A 15,349-nucleotide genomic window follows, 5' to 3' on the forward strand; every position below is an offset into this window, starting at 1 on the left:
CATGGCGACGGGGTTTGCACCTCGCATTCGCCCTCTTTAAATCCTTTTCGCATCGGTACGCAAGTTTGAGGACTTGCTGTAAGAGGGAATCTCAATTACTGCATAAATATGATGAGCAGAGTGCTCATCCAGAAAGCTTCCAGCGGATTCCCAACTTATCGGGAATCCGCACTTACGTCAAATGGCAATCTTATTTATACAAAAATGTGCTATACAGGGTTTAACGTTATGATAATTAAGATAATAGTTGTGTTTTAAGCGGCGCTGAAACGTAGCGGAAAGCATAATCTAGTGTGATCTGTCTCACTATATCGATAGCGTAACATTATCGATCTGTGCTGAACTGCCTATTTATCGCAGAGTATTTATCTGCCTGTTACCTTGAAGGCGGTAAATAACACTGTTTTTTGCCCTGATGAAGATAATGGCAAACCTGAGGTTAAGTATAAGGAAAAGTCATCACAGAGTGAGTGAATGAAATTGCAGTTATCTTGAGTGTTTATGCAATGAGCTGAGCGGCCGCGCTGACGATTGATCCAGGTCATCGCCGTCGGTGGCTAAAAATGGCAGGCTTGGCCCCTTTCTTCAGGCCGGTCTATCAGATTATGCAGTTACAGAAATTAGTCAATATGTTTGGTGGGGATCTTTCGCGGCGCTATGGCGAAAAGGTTCATAAACTGACGCTGCATGGCGGGTTTAGCTGCCCGAATCGCGATGGCACTATCGGCCGCGGAGGCTGCACGTTCTGCAACGTTGCCTCTTTTGCTGACGAAGAACAGCAGCACCACTCTATTGCTGAACAGCTGGCACATCAGGCGCAGCGGGTTAATCGCGCAAAGCGCTATCTCGCTTATTTTCAGGCTTACACCAGCACCTTTGCCGAAGTTCAGGTACTGCGCTCGATGTATCAGCAGGCGGTGAGTCAGGCCAATATCGTTGGACTGTGCGTGGGCACTCGTCCTGACTGCGTCCCGGAGGCGGTACTGGATCTGCTCAGCGGCTATCGGGAACAGGGTTACGAAGTGTGGCTGGAGCTAGGCTTACAGACGGCGCATGACAAAACGCTGCAGCGGATTAATCGTGGGCATGATTTTGCCTGTTATCAGCGTACGACCCGACTGGCGCGTGAGCGCGGGCTGAAGGTCTGCGCGCATTTGATAGTCGGGCTCCCGGGCGAGGCGCAGAGCCATTGCCTGCAAACGCTGGAACAGGTTGTGGATACCGGCGTGGATGGTATCAAACTGCATCCGCTGCATATCGTCACCGGCAGTACGATGGCCAAAGCCTGGCAGGCGGGGCGGTTGCAGGCGATTGCGCTGGATGAGTATACGATCATTGCCGGGGAGATGATTCGCCACACGCCACCTGAGGTGATCTATCACCGCATTTCCGCCAGCGCCCGGCGGCCGACGCTGCTGGCCCCCCTGTGGTGTGAGAATCGCTGGACCGGGATGGTTGAACTTGACCGTTATCTCAACCAACATGGCGTGCAGGGCTCGGCGCTGGGACAAGCCTGGGTGCCGCGCGCAGCTTTAGAGTAAGGGCGCCCGCATTTTTTGCACAACTTACAGCGTATTGCTCAGAATTGGGTATTATTGTGCGGAGTTGTCGCGAAGGAATCCCTTATGAAGCAAATCCGTATGCTGGCGCAGTACTATGTCGACCTGATGATGAAGCTGGGTCTGGTGCGTTTTTCCATGCTGTTGGCCCTTGCCCTGGTGGTGCTGGCGATTGTGGTACAGATGGCCGTCACGATGGTTCTGCATGGCCAGGTTGAGAGCATCGACGTTATCCGCTCTATCTTCTTTGGTCTGCTGATAACCCCCTGGGCAGTCTACTTTTTGTCGGTGGTGGTGGAGCAACTGGAAGAGTCGCGGCAGCGTCTCTCCCGGCTGGTGGAAAAACTGGAGGAGATGCGCGAGCGCGACCTGCAGCTTAACGTGCAGCTCAAAGATAATATCGCGCAGCTCAATCAAGAGATTGGCGAGCGTGAAAAGGCGGAAGCCGAACGCGAGACGACGCTGGAACAGCTGAAGATTGAGATGAAAGAGCGTGAAGAGACGCAAATTCAGCTGGAACAGCAATCCTCCTTCCTCCGTTCTTTCCTTGATGCCTCACCGGACCTGGTATTCTATCGCAATGAAGACAAAGAGTTTTCTGGCTGTAACCGGGCGATGGAACTACTGACCGGGAAAAGTGAAAAGCAGCTTATCCACCTGAAACCTCAGGATGTCTATAACGAAGAGGCGGCGGTTAAAGTGCTGGAGACTGACGAAAAAGTCTTCCGCCATAATGTGTCGCTGACCTACGAGCAGTGGCTGGATTATCCGGACGGGCGTAAAGCCTGCTTTGAAATCCGCAAGGTTCCTTACTATGACCGCGTCGGCAAGCGCCGTGGACTGATGGGCTTTGGCCGCGATATTACCGAACGTAAGCGCTACCAGGATGCGCTGGAGCGCGCCAGCCGCGATAAGACCACCTTTATCTCAACGATCAGCCACGAACTGCGCACGCCGCTTAACGGCATCGTCGGGCTGAGTCGTATCCTGCTGGATACCGAGCTGACCGGTGAGCAGGAAAAATACCTCAAAACTATCCATGTTTCTGCCGTCACGTTGGGGAATATTTTCAACGATATTATCGACATGGATAAAATGGAACGGCGCAAAGTCCAGTTGGATAATCAGCAGGTCGATTTCACCGGTTTCCTGGCCGATCTGGAAAACCTCTCCGGCCTGCAGGCGCAACAGAAAGGGCTGCGCTTTGTCCTGGATCCGACGCTGCCGCTGCCGCATAAAGTGGTGACCGACGGGACGCGTCTGCGGCAGATTCTGTGGAACCTCATCAGTAACGCCGTGAAATTCACCCCGCAAGGTGGAAATGTCACCGTTCGCGTTCGTTATGATGAAGGCGATATCCTGCATTTTGAAGTGGAAGATTCCGGCATCGGCATTCCCGAAGCCGAGCAGGATAAGATCTTCGCGATGTATTATCAGGTGAAAGACAGCCACGGTGGCAAGCCTGCGACAGGCACCGGGATCGGTCTTGCCGTATCGCGTCGTCTGGCTCGCAATATGGGCGGCGACATTAACGTCTCCAGCCAGCCGGGCCAGGGGGCCACGTTTACGCTGACCGTGCATGCGCCGGCGGTGGCGGAAGAAGTGGAAGATATGCTGACTGAAGATGAGATGCCCCTGCCGGCGCTGAACGTGCTGTTGGTCGAGGATATCGAGCTCAACGTGATTGTGGCGCGCTCGGTGCTGGAGAAGCTGGGCAACAGCGTCGATGTGGCGATGACCGGTAAGGCCGCGCTGGAGATGTTTGAACCGGGCGAGTACGACCTGGTGCTGCTGGATATCCAGCTGCCGGATATGACGGGCCTGGATATTTCTCGTCATCTTAAGCAGCACTTTGCCGCCGACGAGCTACCGCCTCTGGTTGCCCTGACCGCCAACGTCCTGAAAAATAAAAAAGAGTATCTCGATGCCGGAATGGACGACGTCCTGAGTAAACCGCTATCGGTGCCGGCGCTTACGGCTATGATTAAAAAATTCTGGGATTCGCCGGAAGAGGATGAGTGCGAAATGCCGACCGTGGATGTGAGTAAATCGGCATCCGTGCTGGATATCCCAATGCTTGAGCAGTATATCGAGCTGGTGGGGCCAAAGCTTATCAACGATGGCCTTGCGGTTTTTGAGAAGATGATGCCGGGCTATATGGCGGTACTGGAGTCTAATCTGACCGCTCGCGACCAGAAAGGGATCGTCGATGAAGGGCATAAAATTAAAGGCGCGGCGGGGTCTATTGGCCTGCGGCATATTCAACAGCTTGGACAGCAGATTCAGACTCCGGACCTGCCGGCGTGGTCGGATAACGTTGGTGAATGGGTGGAAGAGATGAAATCCGAGTGGCAGAACGATGTGGCCGTGCTGAAGGCATGGGTTGCAGCGGCACATAAAAAATGACCCCGGATAAACCGGGGTGCGCGAATACTGCGCCAACACCAGGGAACTGGTCGTTGCGCCAGAATTTTTAGAGATATTTTTACGTAGCGCAACCTGAGGATTTGGTTTGCTCGCTCATTAAGATAGCAAACCTTAAATAATTTGTTACGTGAATCAGTAAAATATGTGAAGCAATGCGTGTAAATCAAAATTTTTGACTGGTTTCAGCAAGTTGCACTAAGGAGCTGGCAGTATGAAAAAGATTGGCGTGGTATTGAGCGGCTGTGGCGTCTATGACGGAACGGAGATCCATGAAGCGGTCATTACCCTGTTGGCGATCGCCCGTAGCGGTGCACAGGCCCTCTGTTTCGCCCCGGATAAAGCGCAAACGGACGTGATCAACCACCTGACCGGTGAGCCGATGGCCGAAAGCCGCAACGTTCTGGTTGAGGCCGCGCGTATTGCCCGTGGCGATATTCAGCCTCTGGCGGCGGCCCGGGCGGAAGATCTGGATGCGCTGATTGTCCCTGGCGGATTTGGCGCGGCGAAGAACCTCAGCAATTTTGCCTCGCAAGGGGCCGAATGCCTGATCGATAGCGACCTGAAGGCGTTGACGCTGGCGATGCATGAAGCGGGCAAGCCCCTGGGCTTTATGTGTATCGCCCCGGCGCTGCTGCCAAAAATTTTCCCGATCCCGCTGCGGATAACCATCGGCACCGATCTTGATACCGCTGAGGTGGTGGAAGAGATGGGGGCAGAACACGTTCCTTGCCCGGTCGATGATATCGTCGTCGATGAAGAGCATAAGGTGGTGACGACCCCGGCCTGGATGCTGGCGCAGAACATTGCGGAAGCGGCAAGCGGGATTGAGAAGCTGGTGGCTCGCGTGCTGGTTCTGACTGAATGAGCGTGCGTTCGGCCCCGTTGCGAATGATTAAACGCTTTTTATTGCGCATTCTGCTGATTGCGACAGCCTTTTGGGGAGGCGGCATCGCGCTGTTTAGCATACTGCCGGTGCCGTTTTCAGCCGTTATGCTCGAGCGACAAATCGGCGCATGGCTGAGCGGTGATTTTCATTATGTCGCCCATTCCGACTGGGTCGGGATGGACGAGATCTCGCCGTGGATGGGGCTGGCGGCAATCGCTGCGGAGGATCAAAAATTCCCCGAACACTGGGGTTTTGATGTATCAGCGATAGAGAAAGCGCTGGCGCACAATGAACGTCAGGAAAACCGCGTGCGCGGCGCCTCCACGCTCTCGCAGCAAACGGCGAAGAACCTGTTCTTGTGGGATGGCCGCAGCTGGTTGCGCAAAGGGCTGGAGGCAGGGTTAACGGTAGGGATTGAGACGGTATGGAGTAAAAAACGGATTCTGACCGTCTACCTGAATATCGCGGAATTTGGGGAAGGGACGTTCGGTGTCGAAGCGGCATCCCGACGCTACTTTCACAAGCCTGCGAGCAAGTTAACCGCTTCTGAAGCGGCGCTCCTGGCCGCAGTATTGCCCAACCCGATTCGCTTTCGCGCCGATGCGCCGTCCGGCTATGTCCGCAGTCGGCAGGCGTGGATCCTGCGTCAGATGCGTCAGTTAGGCGGAGAAGGATTTATGCAGGCGAACAAGCTGAAGTGAGGTCACGGCAGAAACAATAGCCCCGGTCAGCGTTGTACAGCCGGGGAAGAGGCGGGAATGCTTAGTCTTCGTCAAAACCGGCGTTGAACAGCGCGATCACCGCTGCCAGCGCCTCGACTTCCTGCGGACCGTTGGCTTCAATCTCGATTTGCCGACCTTTGGCAGAGTCGAGCATCAGCAGGGCAATGACGCTATTGGCTTCCGCTTCCGTCCCCTCGTCGTTGCGCAGCAGGACTTCCGCATCATAATTCTGCATCAGCTCAAACAACTTCATCGCCGGGCGGGCATGCATCCCCAGCTTATTGGTGATTTCAACGATCTGCTTTACGGTCATGATTTGCGTTTTTCCAGCGTCCGATGGCGAGACTGCACGTTCTTACCGCGTGAGCGGAAGTAATCAGCCAGCTGTTCGGCAATGTAGACCGAACGGTGTTTACCGCCGGTACAACCAATCGCCACCGTCAGATAGCTGCGATTATTGGTTTCCAGCATCGGTAACCATAGCTCAAGATAGCTGCGGGTCTGGTAAATAAAATTGTGAACTTCCGTGTGCCGGTCAAGGAAGGCGGCCACCGGTTTATCCAGACCGGTCATTGGACGCAGTTTCGGATCCCAGTGCGGGTTTGGCAGGAAGCGTACGTCAAAGACGTAATCGGCATCAATCGGGATACCGTGCTTAAAGCCAAAGGATTCAAAGACCATGGTCAGCTCACGTTCGCGCTTGCCGAGCAGACGGGTACGGAGCATTTCCGCCAGCTCATGTACCGACATCTCTGAAGTATCGACGATCAGGTCGGCGCGGGAACGCAGCGGCTCCAGCAGGGCGCTCTCTTCGTCAATCGCGCTTTCCAGCGACAGATTTTTGCTTGATAGCGGATGCAGACGACGGGTGTCGCTGTAGCGGCGGATCAGCGTATTGCGGTCAGCATCAAGGAACAGCAGCTGAGGGGAAAATGCCTCAGGCAGATTTTTCATCGCCTGTTCAAAGATCTCTGGCGATTCCGGCATGTTACGCACGTCAATGCTGACGGCGGCAGAGATGTTTCTGTCGGCCAGCGATCTCGCCAGCTCAGGCAACAGCACTACCGGCAGGTTATCTACGCAGTAGAAGCCCATATCTTCCAGCGCCCGCAGAGCGACGGATTTCCCCGAGCCTGAGCGGCCACTGACGATCATCAGTACCATGTACCGTTTCTCCTCAGTACGATAAAGGGTAGGGGGCGACGGCCGTTATACGTCATCGTTGCTTCCTGCTTCGGTGATGATCTCATACAGCTCTTCATCGCTTTGCGCCGCGCGCAGGCGGCGGCAAATCGTTTTATCCGCCAGTCGTTTTGCGACCAGCGACAGCGTATGCAGATGGGTTTTGGTCTGGTCAGCCGGGACCAGAAGCGCAAACAGCAGATCGACCGGCTGGTTGTCGATGGCATCAAAGGCGATCGGAGTCTCCAGCTGGACAAACACGCCGACGGCGCGCAGCGTATCCTCTTCGAGTTTGCCGTGCGGAATGGCAATCCCGTTGCCAATCCCGGTACTGCCCATTTTCTCGCGGGTAAGGATCGCCTCAAACACCACCTGCGGTGGCAAACCTAACTGTTTTGCTGCCAGTTCACTGATGATTTCCAGCGCGCGCTTTTTGCTCTGGCAGTGAACCTGGCTACGGGTACATTCCTGGTTAAGGACGTTGCTCAGTTGTAGAGCCGAATCGTTGTTCATCATAATTTCACCTGAGCGCGCCCCTCGCCTGCCGCCGATGAAAGCCGGCAGCAGGCAAGGGCGGCGCCCGGACAATTAGTGTTGTTTTAGTTTATCTTTATGTTTTGTTAACTGTCTTGCCAGCTTATCGATGAGTCCATCGATAGCGGCATACATATCCTGCCCTTCCGCACTGGCATGGATTTCGCCACCGTTGACATGCAGATTGGCATCCGCAATTTGCGTCACCTTCTCTACTTTTAACACAATATAGACCTGATTGATCCTGTCGAAAAACTGCTCCAGCTTGCTGAACTTCGCATTAACGAATTCACGCAGTGCAGGGGTGATCTCGACGTTGTGTCCTGTAATGTTGAGCTGCATAGTGTCTTCCTTATCGGTTGTATCAAACCAGTTGTTTACGCTGGTTAGATGGCGGAATGGATAAAGACTCTCGGTACTTAGCGACGGTACGACGTGCCACCATGATACCCTGTTCGGACAGGATGGTGGTCAGCTTACTGTCACTCAACGGCTTCGCGGGATTCTCCGCGGCGATTAACTTCTTCACCAGCGCACGAATGGCCGTCGACGATGCCTCGCCGCCGCCTTCCGTATTCACGTGGCTGGAAAAGAAATATTTCAGCTCAAAAATACCGCGCGGACTGTGCAGATATTTTTGGGTGGTAACGCGTGAAATGGTGGATTCATGCATTTCGACGGCCTGAGCAATATCCGCCAGCACCATCGGTTTCATGAACTCTTCACCCTGATCGAAGAAGGCCTGCTGCTGTTCGACGATGCAGCGGCTGACGCGCAGCAGCGTATCATTGCGGCTTTCCAGACTCTTGATCAGCCAGCGAGCTTCCTGCAGGTTGCTGCGGATAAACTGGCTGTCTGCATCATTGCGCGCGCTGTTACCCATGGCCGCGTAATGCTGATTAATCTTCAGGCGTGGGATGCTGTCGGAGTTAAGCTCCACTACCCAGCGACCGCTGACCTTACGTACCAGTACGTCGGGAATGACGTATTCCGGTTCGCTGGTCTGGATCGACTGACCGGGGCGCGGATCGAGGGACTGGATGAGATTAACGGCTTCTTTCAGCACCTCTTCTTTCAGTCGGGTGACGCGCATCAGGGAGCGGAAATCATGGTTGGCGAGCAGATCGAGATGATCGCTGATGATCAGTCGGGCTTCATCCAGCCACGGCGTCTCTTTGGCATATTGGGAAAGCTGAACCAGCAGACAGTCGCGCAGATCTTTTGCCGCGACGCCGACCGGGTCAAAGCGCTGAATACGCTTTAGCACCGCTTCAACTTCTTCGAGACCAATTTCGTCATCGTCGATACTCTCGACAATATCTTCCAGCCGAATGGTGAGATAGCCGGTGTCATCAACGGCATCGACAATCGACGTGGCGATGGCGCGGTCGGTGTCGGTAAACGGCGTCAGTTCAACCTGCCACATCAGGTAATCCTGCAGGCTTTGGGTCGTTTCGCCTTGATAGACAGGCAGTTCGTCGTCCTGGTAGTCAACGCCGTTTCCGGACGGGGTGCCAGCGGTGTAGATTTCATCCCAGCTGGCGTCGAGCGGCAGCTCTTCCGGCATATCTTTTTGTTCAAGAGCGTCGACGGTGTCCAGCGATTCGCGGTCCTCGACCTCTTTGGTTTCTACCTCTTCGTGAAGATCGGTTTGCTCAAGCAGCGGATTACTCTCCAGCGCCTGCTGGAGTTCTTGCTGGAGTTCTAACGTGGACAGCTGCAGCAAGCGAATAGCCTGTTGCAGTTGTGGCGTCATGGCAAGCTGTTGGCTTAGCCTTAATTGCAAACCTTGCTTCATATTCAGGGCTAATATCTCCGGCTAAAACGTCTGTAACCTCTACCCTATCAGAGTCTGAAGTCTTCCCCAAGATACACGCGCTTAACCTGCTCGTCTTCAAGGATTTGCTGCGGGGTGCCGTGGGCGATCAGATGACCCTGGCTGACGATATAGGCGCGTTCGCAGACGGCCAGCGTCTCCCTGACGTTATGGTCGGTGATCAGCACGCCAAGACCACTGTCGCGCAGATGCTCGATGATGCGTTTGATATCAATAACGGAAATGGGGTCAACCCCGGCAAAAGGCTCATCCAGCAGAATGAATTTCGGATTAGCGGCCAGCGCGCGGGCGATTTCAACGCGGCGGCGTTCACCGCCGGACAGCGCCTGACCGAGGCTGTCGCGCAGATGCTCGATGTGAAATTCTTCCATCAGCTCTTTCGCGCGGTCTTCACGCTGCTCGCTGCTGAGATCGTCACGAATCTGCAACACCGCCATTAAATTATCGTACACGCTCAGGCGGCGGAAAATGGAGGCTTCCTGCGGCAGATAGCCGATACCCCGACGCGCGCGGGCATGCAGCGGCAGCAGGCTGATATCTTCATCGTCGATGATAATGTTGCCAGCGTCGCGCGGTACAATGCCGACTACCATGTAGAAGGTCGTGGTTTTACCGGCGCCGTTCGGCCCGAGGAGGCCAACGATCTCGCCAGAGTTGACGGTCAGACTGACATCTTCCACCACGCGGCGGCCTTTATACGCCTTGGCGAGATTCTTTGCGGTTAATGTTGCCATAACGAATTAGTTACCCTTCTTTTGCTGGTTGGTGCTTTTGTCTTGCAGCTGCGAAGGAACCAGAACCGTCGTCACGCGTCCGCCTTTATTGCTGAACGCCTGCATTTTCTGCTCTTTCACCAGATAGGTGATTTTGTCGCCCTGGATGTTGCTGTCGAGCTGATCCAGGTGCGCGTTGCCGGTCAGCACCACAAAATCATTCTGCAATTCATAGTGCATTTTCTGCGCGCGGCCTTTCACCGGCTTGCCGTTGTCCTGCATCTGGTAGAAGGTTGCCGGATTACCGTAACCGTCGATCACTTCTTTACCTTTTTCACCGCCAGGACGGGTCACCACCACCTTATCGGCGTTGATTTTAATGGTCCCCTGGGTGACGACGACATTACCGGTGAAGGTAACGACATTACCCTGCATATCCAGTGACTGCTGATCGGATTCGATGTGAATCGGTTGATCGGTATCGCCGGTTTTTGCCAGTGCCGGCAGGCTGGCGGCCAGTAAGGCGCTGGCGAGCGCAACCTTAAGGCTGAGTTTGTTTGTTCTGAATTTCATAAGAGGTTCTAACCTTTTCAATCAGCTCGGCAGTTTTGCTGCGTAAATTTCCGCGCATTTTCAGGCCGCTGGAATTAAATGTCGTCCCGTACAACGTCACCATGTCATCAGAGGTAACATCTTGCGTCACCAGGTTTATCTGGGCGTTATCCGTCGTAATTTTGCGCAATTGAGAGTCCGCGCTCAGCGCGTCCACCTCGACGTTTCCGTAAAGATACAGCATGCGATCTTTAGTCAGTTTGGCTTTATCCGCTTTGATAGACCAGGTGGGTACCTTGTTGGTATCAAACGTGGTCATCACCGGTTTGGTGAACCACGATACTTCCTGGGCGGAAAAATACTCCACATGCTCAGCGATTAAGCGGTAGTTAAGCGCCCCTTCCGGGCTGTAAACAACGGTGTCGGTATGTTCACTGGTATAGGTCGGGTCATCAGGACCGATCTCTTGCTGAATGGTATCGTCCGTACCCGCCAGATTCAGGCCGATCAGAATAAGCGCGACCAGCGATAGTAAAATGATAACCCAACGTCTGGTTTTACTCATATTGATTGCCCTTTGGCCTCATCCAGCTTGCCCTGCGCCAATAGTAACAAATCGCAGACTTCGCGTACCGCCCCGCGTCCACCGTCGATGCGGGTAACATAATCCGCTCGCGGTATCAGTAGCGGGTGCGCATCCGCCACTGCCACGCTTAAGCCGACCTCGGCCATCACCGGCCAGTCGATAAGATCATCGCCGATGTAGGCCACTTCGTCCGGGCGAACGGCCAGCTTGCTCAATAATTCGCGAAATGCCAGCAGTTTATCGGACTGCCCCTGATACAGGTGCGTAATGCCCAGCGTCTGACAACGATCTTCTACCAGTTTAGCTTTTCGTCCGGTAATAATCGCGACTTCAATGCCTGAGGTCAGCGCGCAGCGAATCCCGTAACCGTCGCGAACATTAAACGCCTTCAGCTCTTCACCGCTGTTGCCCATGTAGATAAGACCGTCGGACAGCACGCCGTCTACGTCGAGAATCAATAAACGGATCTTCGCCGCCCGATCGATAAACTCAGGGCTTACTGGCCCGTAGCAGGTTTCCTGCAGAGCATCAGCATTATTCATTATTTTATCCTTACTTACACTACGCCTGCGCGCAGGAGATCGTGCATATGTACCACACCCAACAGGCGGTCGCCATCGGCAACTAACACACAGGTGATATGGCGAGATTGCATCAGGTTCAGCGCATCGACGGCAAGAATACCGGGGCGAATGCGAATGCCGCCCGGCGTCATGACGTCAGCGATACGGGCATTACGCATATCGACACCGGTATCAAATACCCGGCGCAGGTCGCCATCGGTGAAAATACCGATGATGTTCATGTCATCATCACAGATAGCCGTCATGCCTAAATTTTTACGCGTGATTTCCAGCAGCGCATCACGCAAGGTGGCCTGCACATTGACGTGCGGGATTTCATCACCGGTATGCATAATATCATTGACCCGCAGCAACAGCTTACGGCCCAGTGCGCCGCCAGGGTGCGACAGCGCAAAATCTTCAGCGGTAAAGCCGCGCGCTTCCAGCAAAGCAACCGCCAGCGCATCGCCCATCACCAGCGCGGCGGTGGTGCTGGAAGTGGGCGCCAGCCCTAACGGGCAGGCTTCTTTCAGTACCTTCACGCAAAGGTGGATATCCGCCGCGCGCGCCATGCTGCTTTCCGGGCGGCTGGTGATGCAGATAAGGGGAACCTGCTGGCGTTTGAGCACCGGAATCAGCGCCAGGATCTCGTTCGACTCGCCGGAGTTCGAGAGCGCGATAACCACATCTTTCGGCGTCACCATGCCTAAATCGCCGTGGGCCGCTTCGCCAGGGTGAACGAAAAATGACGGTGTACCGGTGCTGGCAAACGTCGCCGCCATTTTACGCCCGATATGGCCGGATTTGCCCATCCCCATCACCACGACTTTACCCGCGCAGCGGAAGATCTTCTCGCAGGCATGGGTGAAATCTTCATTAATGTACTGATCGAGTTGAGCCAGACCTTCACGTTCAATTTCCAGGACCTCGCGTCCTACCCGTTGAAAGTCAAAATCCGTTGGCAAATCTATTTGCGACATAGTGTTATCCCGATTCATTCAACGAAGAGCGGTGCTGCCCAGTACAGCATCGCCAACCAAACCACAAAACCGCCGACCAGCAGCGCACCGACCAGGCGACCGGGTTGCCATTTGCGACGCCAGCATAGCAGGGCGAATATCACGCTGACGAACAGCATCACGGTGTAGTCGCGCGTAAAGGCCTCCGGTGCGAATGCTCCCGGGGCGATCAGTGCGGGTAATCCGAGAACCAGGGCGATATTCAGGATATTGGCGCCTATAATATTCCCGATAGCGATATCGTCTTCCCCTTTTCGTGCCCCGGCAATCGTCGTTGCCAGTTCCGGCAGGCTGGTGCCGATCGCCACCACCGTTAAGCCGACGGTGAGCTCGCTGATAGCGAAGTAGTTTGCCAGCACGGTAGCATTATCCACGACCATTCGGGTTGCCATAGGCATCACAATCATGGCTACGCCCAGCCAGAGCAGGGCCACGGGAAGCGAACCTTCTCGTGGAAGCTCTGCCATCTGTTCCCGGGTAAGGCTATCGCTGCCCTGACGTTCCGCCAGCCGGGCGATTTTAATCGTAAACAGCAGCCACAGCAGGGCGAGCGCCAGTAAGAAAAGACCGTCCATACGGGACAGCTGCCCATCGTACAGCACAAAGCTTGCCAGCAAACTGACCAGCAACATTAGCGGTAACTCGCGGCGCAGGATATCAGAATGCACGGTAAATGGACGCAACAAGGCAGCGAGGCCGAGTATTAATAATATATTGGTAATATTGGATCCGAGCGCCGTGCCGATCGCCAGATCGGTCTGTCCGTGCAGAGACGCGGCGGCGGAAACGATGATCTCCGGCAGGCTGGTGCCGATACTGACCACCGTCATCCCGATAATGAGCGGCGGGATCCCTATCATGCGGCAAAGTATTGAAGCGGCGTAGACCAGACGATCGGCGCTGTAGACTACCAGCAGTAAACCAATTATTAACAGAGCCGTCGCTAAGAGCATCTAAAGTCCTTTCTTCAGGTATAATCGTCGATTCGCTGTACCGGTCCATCTGCAGCGTAACGAATTCTTAATTTTGACTTTATGTTTGTCAAAAGTAAAACAAATGCCAGCTTTCGCTAACCCAGGCAGGTAAGATTCTGTAAAAATGTTGGGTTTGTGGCGAAGGTACGCGCCATGCTTAGCCCGAGGGATGTTTAGTAAGGATGATTTTATGAGCCAAACTCTGGCGAATTTGGTCGAAGTACGCGGTATCCGCTTCTCTCGCGGCGATCGCGTCATCTTTGACGATATCTCGCTGTCAGTGCCGCGCGGTAAGATCACGGCGATTATGGGACCATCGGGGATCGGTAAAACGACGCTGCTGCGCCTGATCGGCGGGCAGATCCCGCCGGATAAAGGTGAGATTCTGTTCGATGGTGAAAACGTGCCGCAGATGTCACGCTCGCGCCTGTATACCGTGCGTAAGCGGATGAGCATGCTGTTCCAGTCCGGAGCCCTGTTCACCGATATGAACGTGTTCAATAACGTAGCTTATCCGCTACGTGAACATACGCGTTTGCCGGAGGCGCTACTGCATACGACCGTCATGATGAAGCTTGAAGCGGTCGGGCTGCGCGGAGCGGCGAAATTGATGCCCTCTGAACTCTCAGGCGGGATGGCGCGTCGCGCCGCCCTGGCCAGAGCCATCGCGCTGGAGCCGGACCTGATTATGTTCGACGAACCGTTTGTCGGACAGGATCCCATTACCATGGGGGTGCTGGTCAAGCTGATTTCAGAACTCAACAGCACGCTGGGCGTGACCTGTATCGTGGTGTCACACGACGTGCCAGAAGTGCTGAGCATTGCTGATTACGCGTATATCGTGGCGGACAAAAAAATCGTGGCTCACGGCAGCGCGCAGTCGCTGCGTGAAAACGGCGACCCTCGGGTTCGCCAGTTCATTGATGGTATTGCCGATGGTCCGGTACCGTTCCGCTATCCGGCCGGTGACTATCAGCATGATTTATTAGGCAAGGGAGCGAGCAATTGATGCTGCTAAACGTGCTGGCATCACTCGGACACCGGGGAATTAAAACGACCGCGGCTTTCGGGCGTGCCGGATTAATGCTTTTCAATGCGGTGGTGGGCAAGCCGGAATTTCGTAAGCATGCGCCGCTGCTGGTTCGCCAGCTCTACAACGTTGGCGTGCTATCGATGCTGATTATCATCGTGTCGGGGCTGTTTATCGGCATGGTTCTGGGGCTGCAGGGCTATCTGGTGCTCACCACCTATAGTGCGGAAACCAGTTTAGGCATGCTGGTGGCGCTATCCCTGCTGCGCGAACTGGGTCCGGTGGTCGCTGCGCTGCTGTTTGCCGGGCGTGCGGGTTCAGCGCTGACCGCGGAAATTGGCCTGATGCGCGCGACCGAACAGCTCTCCAGCATGGAAATGATGGCGGTCGATCCGCTGCGTCGCGTGATTTCACCTCGCTTCTGGGCCGGGGTTATCTCGCTACCGCTGTTGACCATTATTTTTGTCGCCGTGGGTATCTGGGGCGGTTCGCTGGTGGGCGTAAGCTGGAAGGGTATCGACAGTGGCTTCTTCTGGACCGCGATGCAAAATGCCGTTGACTGGCGAATGGACCTGGTTAACTGCCTGATTAAGAGTCTGGTGTTTGCCATTACGGTGACATGGGTTGCGTTATTTAATGGTTATGACGCTATCCCCACTTCCGCCGGGATTAGCCGGGCAACGACGCGTACCGTGGTGCATTCGTCGCTGGCGGTTCTGGGGCTGGATTTTGTGCTGACTGCGCTGATGTTTGGGAATTGAGTTC

General features: G+C 54.8%; 17 protein-coding genes. 6 read left to right on the forward strand and 11 right to left on the reverse strand.

From position 1 onward, the window contains the following. The first annotated feature begins 605 nt into the window (after window positions 1–605). The 4 genes from mnmL to mtgA all read left to right on the forward strand — a co-directional run bounded on the left by mnmL (window position 606) and on the right by mtgA (window position 5,573). Entirely contained in the window at window positions 606–1,541 is a 936-nt protein-coding gene (mnmL, locus tag BV390_RS07590; RefSeq protein WP_049266998.1) for a tRNA modification radical SAM protein MnmL/YtqA, read from the forward strand. A gap of 84 nt (window positions 1,542–1,625) precedes the next feature. After that, complete coding sequence (gene arcB / locus BV390_RS07595) at window positions 1,626–3,965, forward strand: aerobic respiration two-component sensor histidine kinase ArcB (RefSeq protein ID WP_032697432.1); 2,340 nt, start codon at window positions 1,626–1,628, stop codon at window positions 3,963–3,965. Window positions 3,966–4,197: 232 nt separating this feature from the next. Further along, complete coding sequence (gene elbB, locus BV390_RS07600) at window positions 4,198–4,851, forward strand: isoprenoid biosynthesis glyoxalase ElbB (protein WP_032690561.1); 654 nt, start codon at window positions 4,198–4,200, stop codon at window positions 4,849–4,851. Next, window positions 4,848–5,573, forward strand: a complete 726-nt coding sequence (gene mtgA / locus BV390_RS07605; protein ID WP_032690562.1) for a monofunctional biosynthetic peptidoglycan transglycosylase — start codon at window positions 4,848–4,850, stop codon at window positions 5,571–5,573. The genes elbB and mtgA overlap by 4 nt, the downstream gene beginning before the upstream one ends. Window positions 5,574–5,634: 61 nt before the next feature. Here the strand turns inward: mtgA and npr are convergent, their stop codons facing one another. The 11 genes from npr to BV390_RS07660 all read right to left on the reverse strand — a co-directional run bounded on the left by npr (window position 5,635) and on the right by BV390_RS07660 (window position 13,533). Further along, the gene (npr, locus tag BV390_RS07610; RefSeq protein ID WP_004868176.1) at window positions 5,635–5,907 is read right to left on the reverse strand and encodes a PTS phosphocarrier protein NPr; all 273 of its coding nucleotides are present in this window, start codon (window positions 5,905–5,907) and stop codon (window positions 5,635–5,637) included. Beyond that, the gene (gene rapZ, locus BV390_RS07615) at window positions 5,904–6,758 is read right to left on the reverse strand and encodes an RNase adapter RapZ (protein WP_004868172.1); all 855 of its coding nucleotides are present in this window, start codon (window positions 6,756–6,758) and stop codon (window positions 5,904–5,906) included. The genes npr and rapZ overlap by 4 nt, the downstream gene beginning before the upstream one ends. A 45-nt stretch (window positions 6,759–6,803) precedes the next feature. Then, on the reverse strand, window positions 6,804–7,292 hold the full coding sequence (ptsN, locus tag BV390_RS07620; RefSeq protein ID WP_015585655.1) for a PTS IIA-like nitrogen regulatory protein PtsN: 489 nt from the start codon (window positions 7,290–7,292) through the stop codon (window positions 6,804–6,806). A 72-nt stretch (window positions 7,293–7,364) separates the two neighbouring features. Continuing rightward, a complete protein-coding gene (hpf, locus tag BV390_RS07625) occupies window positions 7,365–7,652 on the reverse strand; it encodes a ribosome hibernation promoting factor (protein ID WP_004868168.1) in 288 nt (95 codons plus the stop codon). A gap of 22 nt (window positions 7,653–7,674) precedes the next feature. Continuing rightward, window positions 7,675–9,108: an RNA polymerase factor sigma-54 gene (gene rpoN / locus BV390_RS07630; RefSeq protein WP_032697433.1), complete on the reverse strand. Its 1,434-nt coding sequence runs from the start codon at window positions 9,106–9,108 to the stop codon at window positions 7,675–7,677. 47 nt (window positions 9,109–9,155) lie between these two features. Beyond that, complete coding sequence (gene lptB / locus BV390_RS07635) at window positions 9,156–9,881, reverse strand: LPS export ABC transporter ATP-binding protein (RefSeq protein WP_004206203.1); 726 nt, start codon at window positions 9,879–9,881, stop codon at window positions 9,156–9,158. Between the two features lie 6 nt (window positions 9,882–9,887). Further along, on the reverse strand, window positions 9,888–10,433 hold the full coding sequence (gene lptA, locus BV390_RS07640) for a lipopolysaccharide ABC transporter substrate-binding protein LptA (protein WP_032697434.1): 546 nt from the start codon (window positions 10,431–10,433) through the stop codon (window positions 9,888–9,890). Next, window positions 10,402–10,977, reverse strand: coding sequence for an LPS export ABC transporter periplasmic protein LptC (gene lptC / locus BV390_RS07645; RefSeq protein WP_032690565.1), 576 nt, complete (start codon window positions 10,975–10,977; stop codon window positions 10,402–10,404). The genes lptA and lptC overlap by 32 nt, the downstream gene beginning before the upstream one ends. Beyond that, the gene (gene kdsC / locus BV390_RS07650; protein ID WP_032690566.1) at window positions 10,974–11,540 is read right to left on the reverse strand and encodes a 3-deoxy-manno-octulosonate-8-phosphatase KdsC; all 567 of its coding nucleotides are present in this window, start codon (window positions 11,538–11,540) and stop codon (window positions 10,974–10,976) included. Before kdsC ends, lptC begins: the two co-directional genes overlap by 4 nt. Window positions 11,541–11,554: 14 nt before the next feature. Next, window positions 11,555–12,559: an arabinose-5-phosphate isomerase KdsD gene (gene kdsD, locus BV390_RS07655; protein ID WP_369804298.1), complete on the reverse strand. Its 1,005-nt coding sequence runs from the start codon at window positions 12,557–12,559 to the stop codon at window positions 11,555–11,557. Beyond that, on the reverse strand, window positions 12,556–13,533 hold the full coding sequence (locus BV390_RS07660) for a calcium/sodium antiporter (RefSeq protein ID WP_032690568.1): 978 nt from the start codon (window positions 13,531–13,533) through the stop codon (window positions 12,556–12,558). Before BV390_RS07660 ends, kdsD begins: the two co-directional genes overlap by 4 nt. Before the next feature lie 211 nt (window positions 13,534–13,744). Here BV390_RS07660 and mlaF point away from each other — a divergent pair, with 211 nt between their 5' ends. Both mlaF and mlaE read left to right on the forward strand, forming a co-directional pair. Continuing rightward, the gene (gene mlaF / locus BV390_RS07665) at window positions 13,745–14,563 is read left to right on the forward strand and encodes a phospholipid ABC transporter ATP-binding protein MlaF (RefSeq protein WP_004868142.1); all 819 of its coding nucleotides are present in this window, start codon (window positions 13,745–13,747) and stop codon (window positions 14,561–14,563) included. Continuing rightward, a complete protein-coding gene (mlaE, locus tag BV390_RS07670) occupies window positions 14,563–15,345 on the forward strand; it encodes a lipid asymmetry maintenance ABC transporter permease subunit MlaE (protein ID WP_032690569.1) in 783 nt (260 codons plus the stop codon). Before mlaF ends, mlaE begins: the two co-directional genes overlap by 1 nt. Window positions 15,346–15,349: the final 4 nt, after the last annotated feature.

Origin of the sequence: Klebsiella sp. YJ (assembly GCF_002108615.1) — a bacterium.
Taxonomy (GTDB): Bacteria; Pseudomonadota; Gammaproteobacteria; order Enterobacterales; family Enterobacteriaceae; genus Klebsiella; species Klebsiella planticola.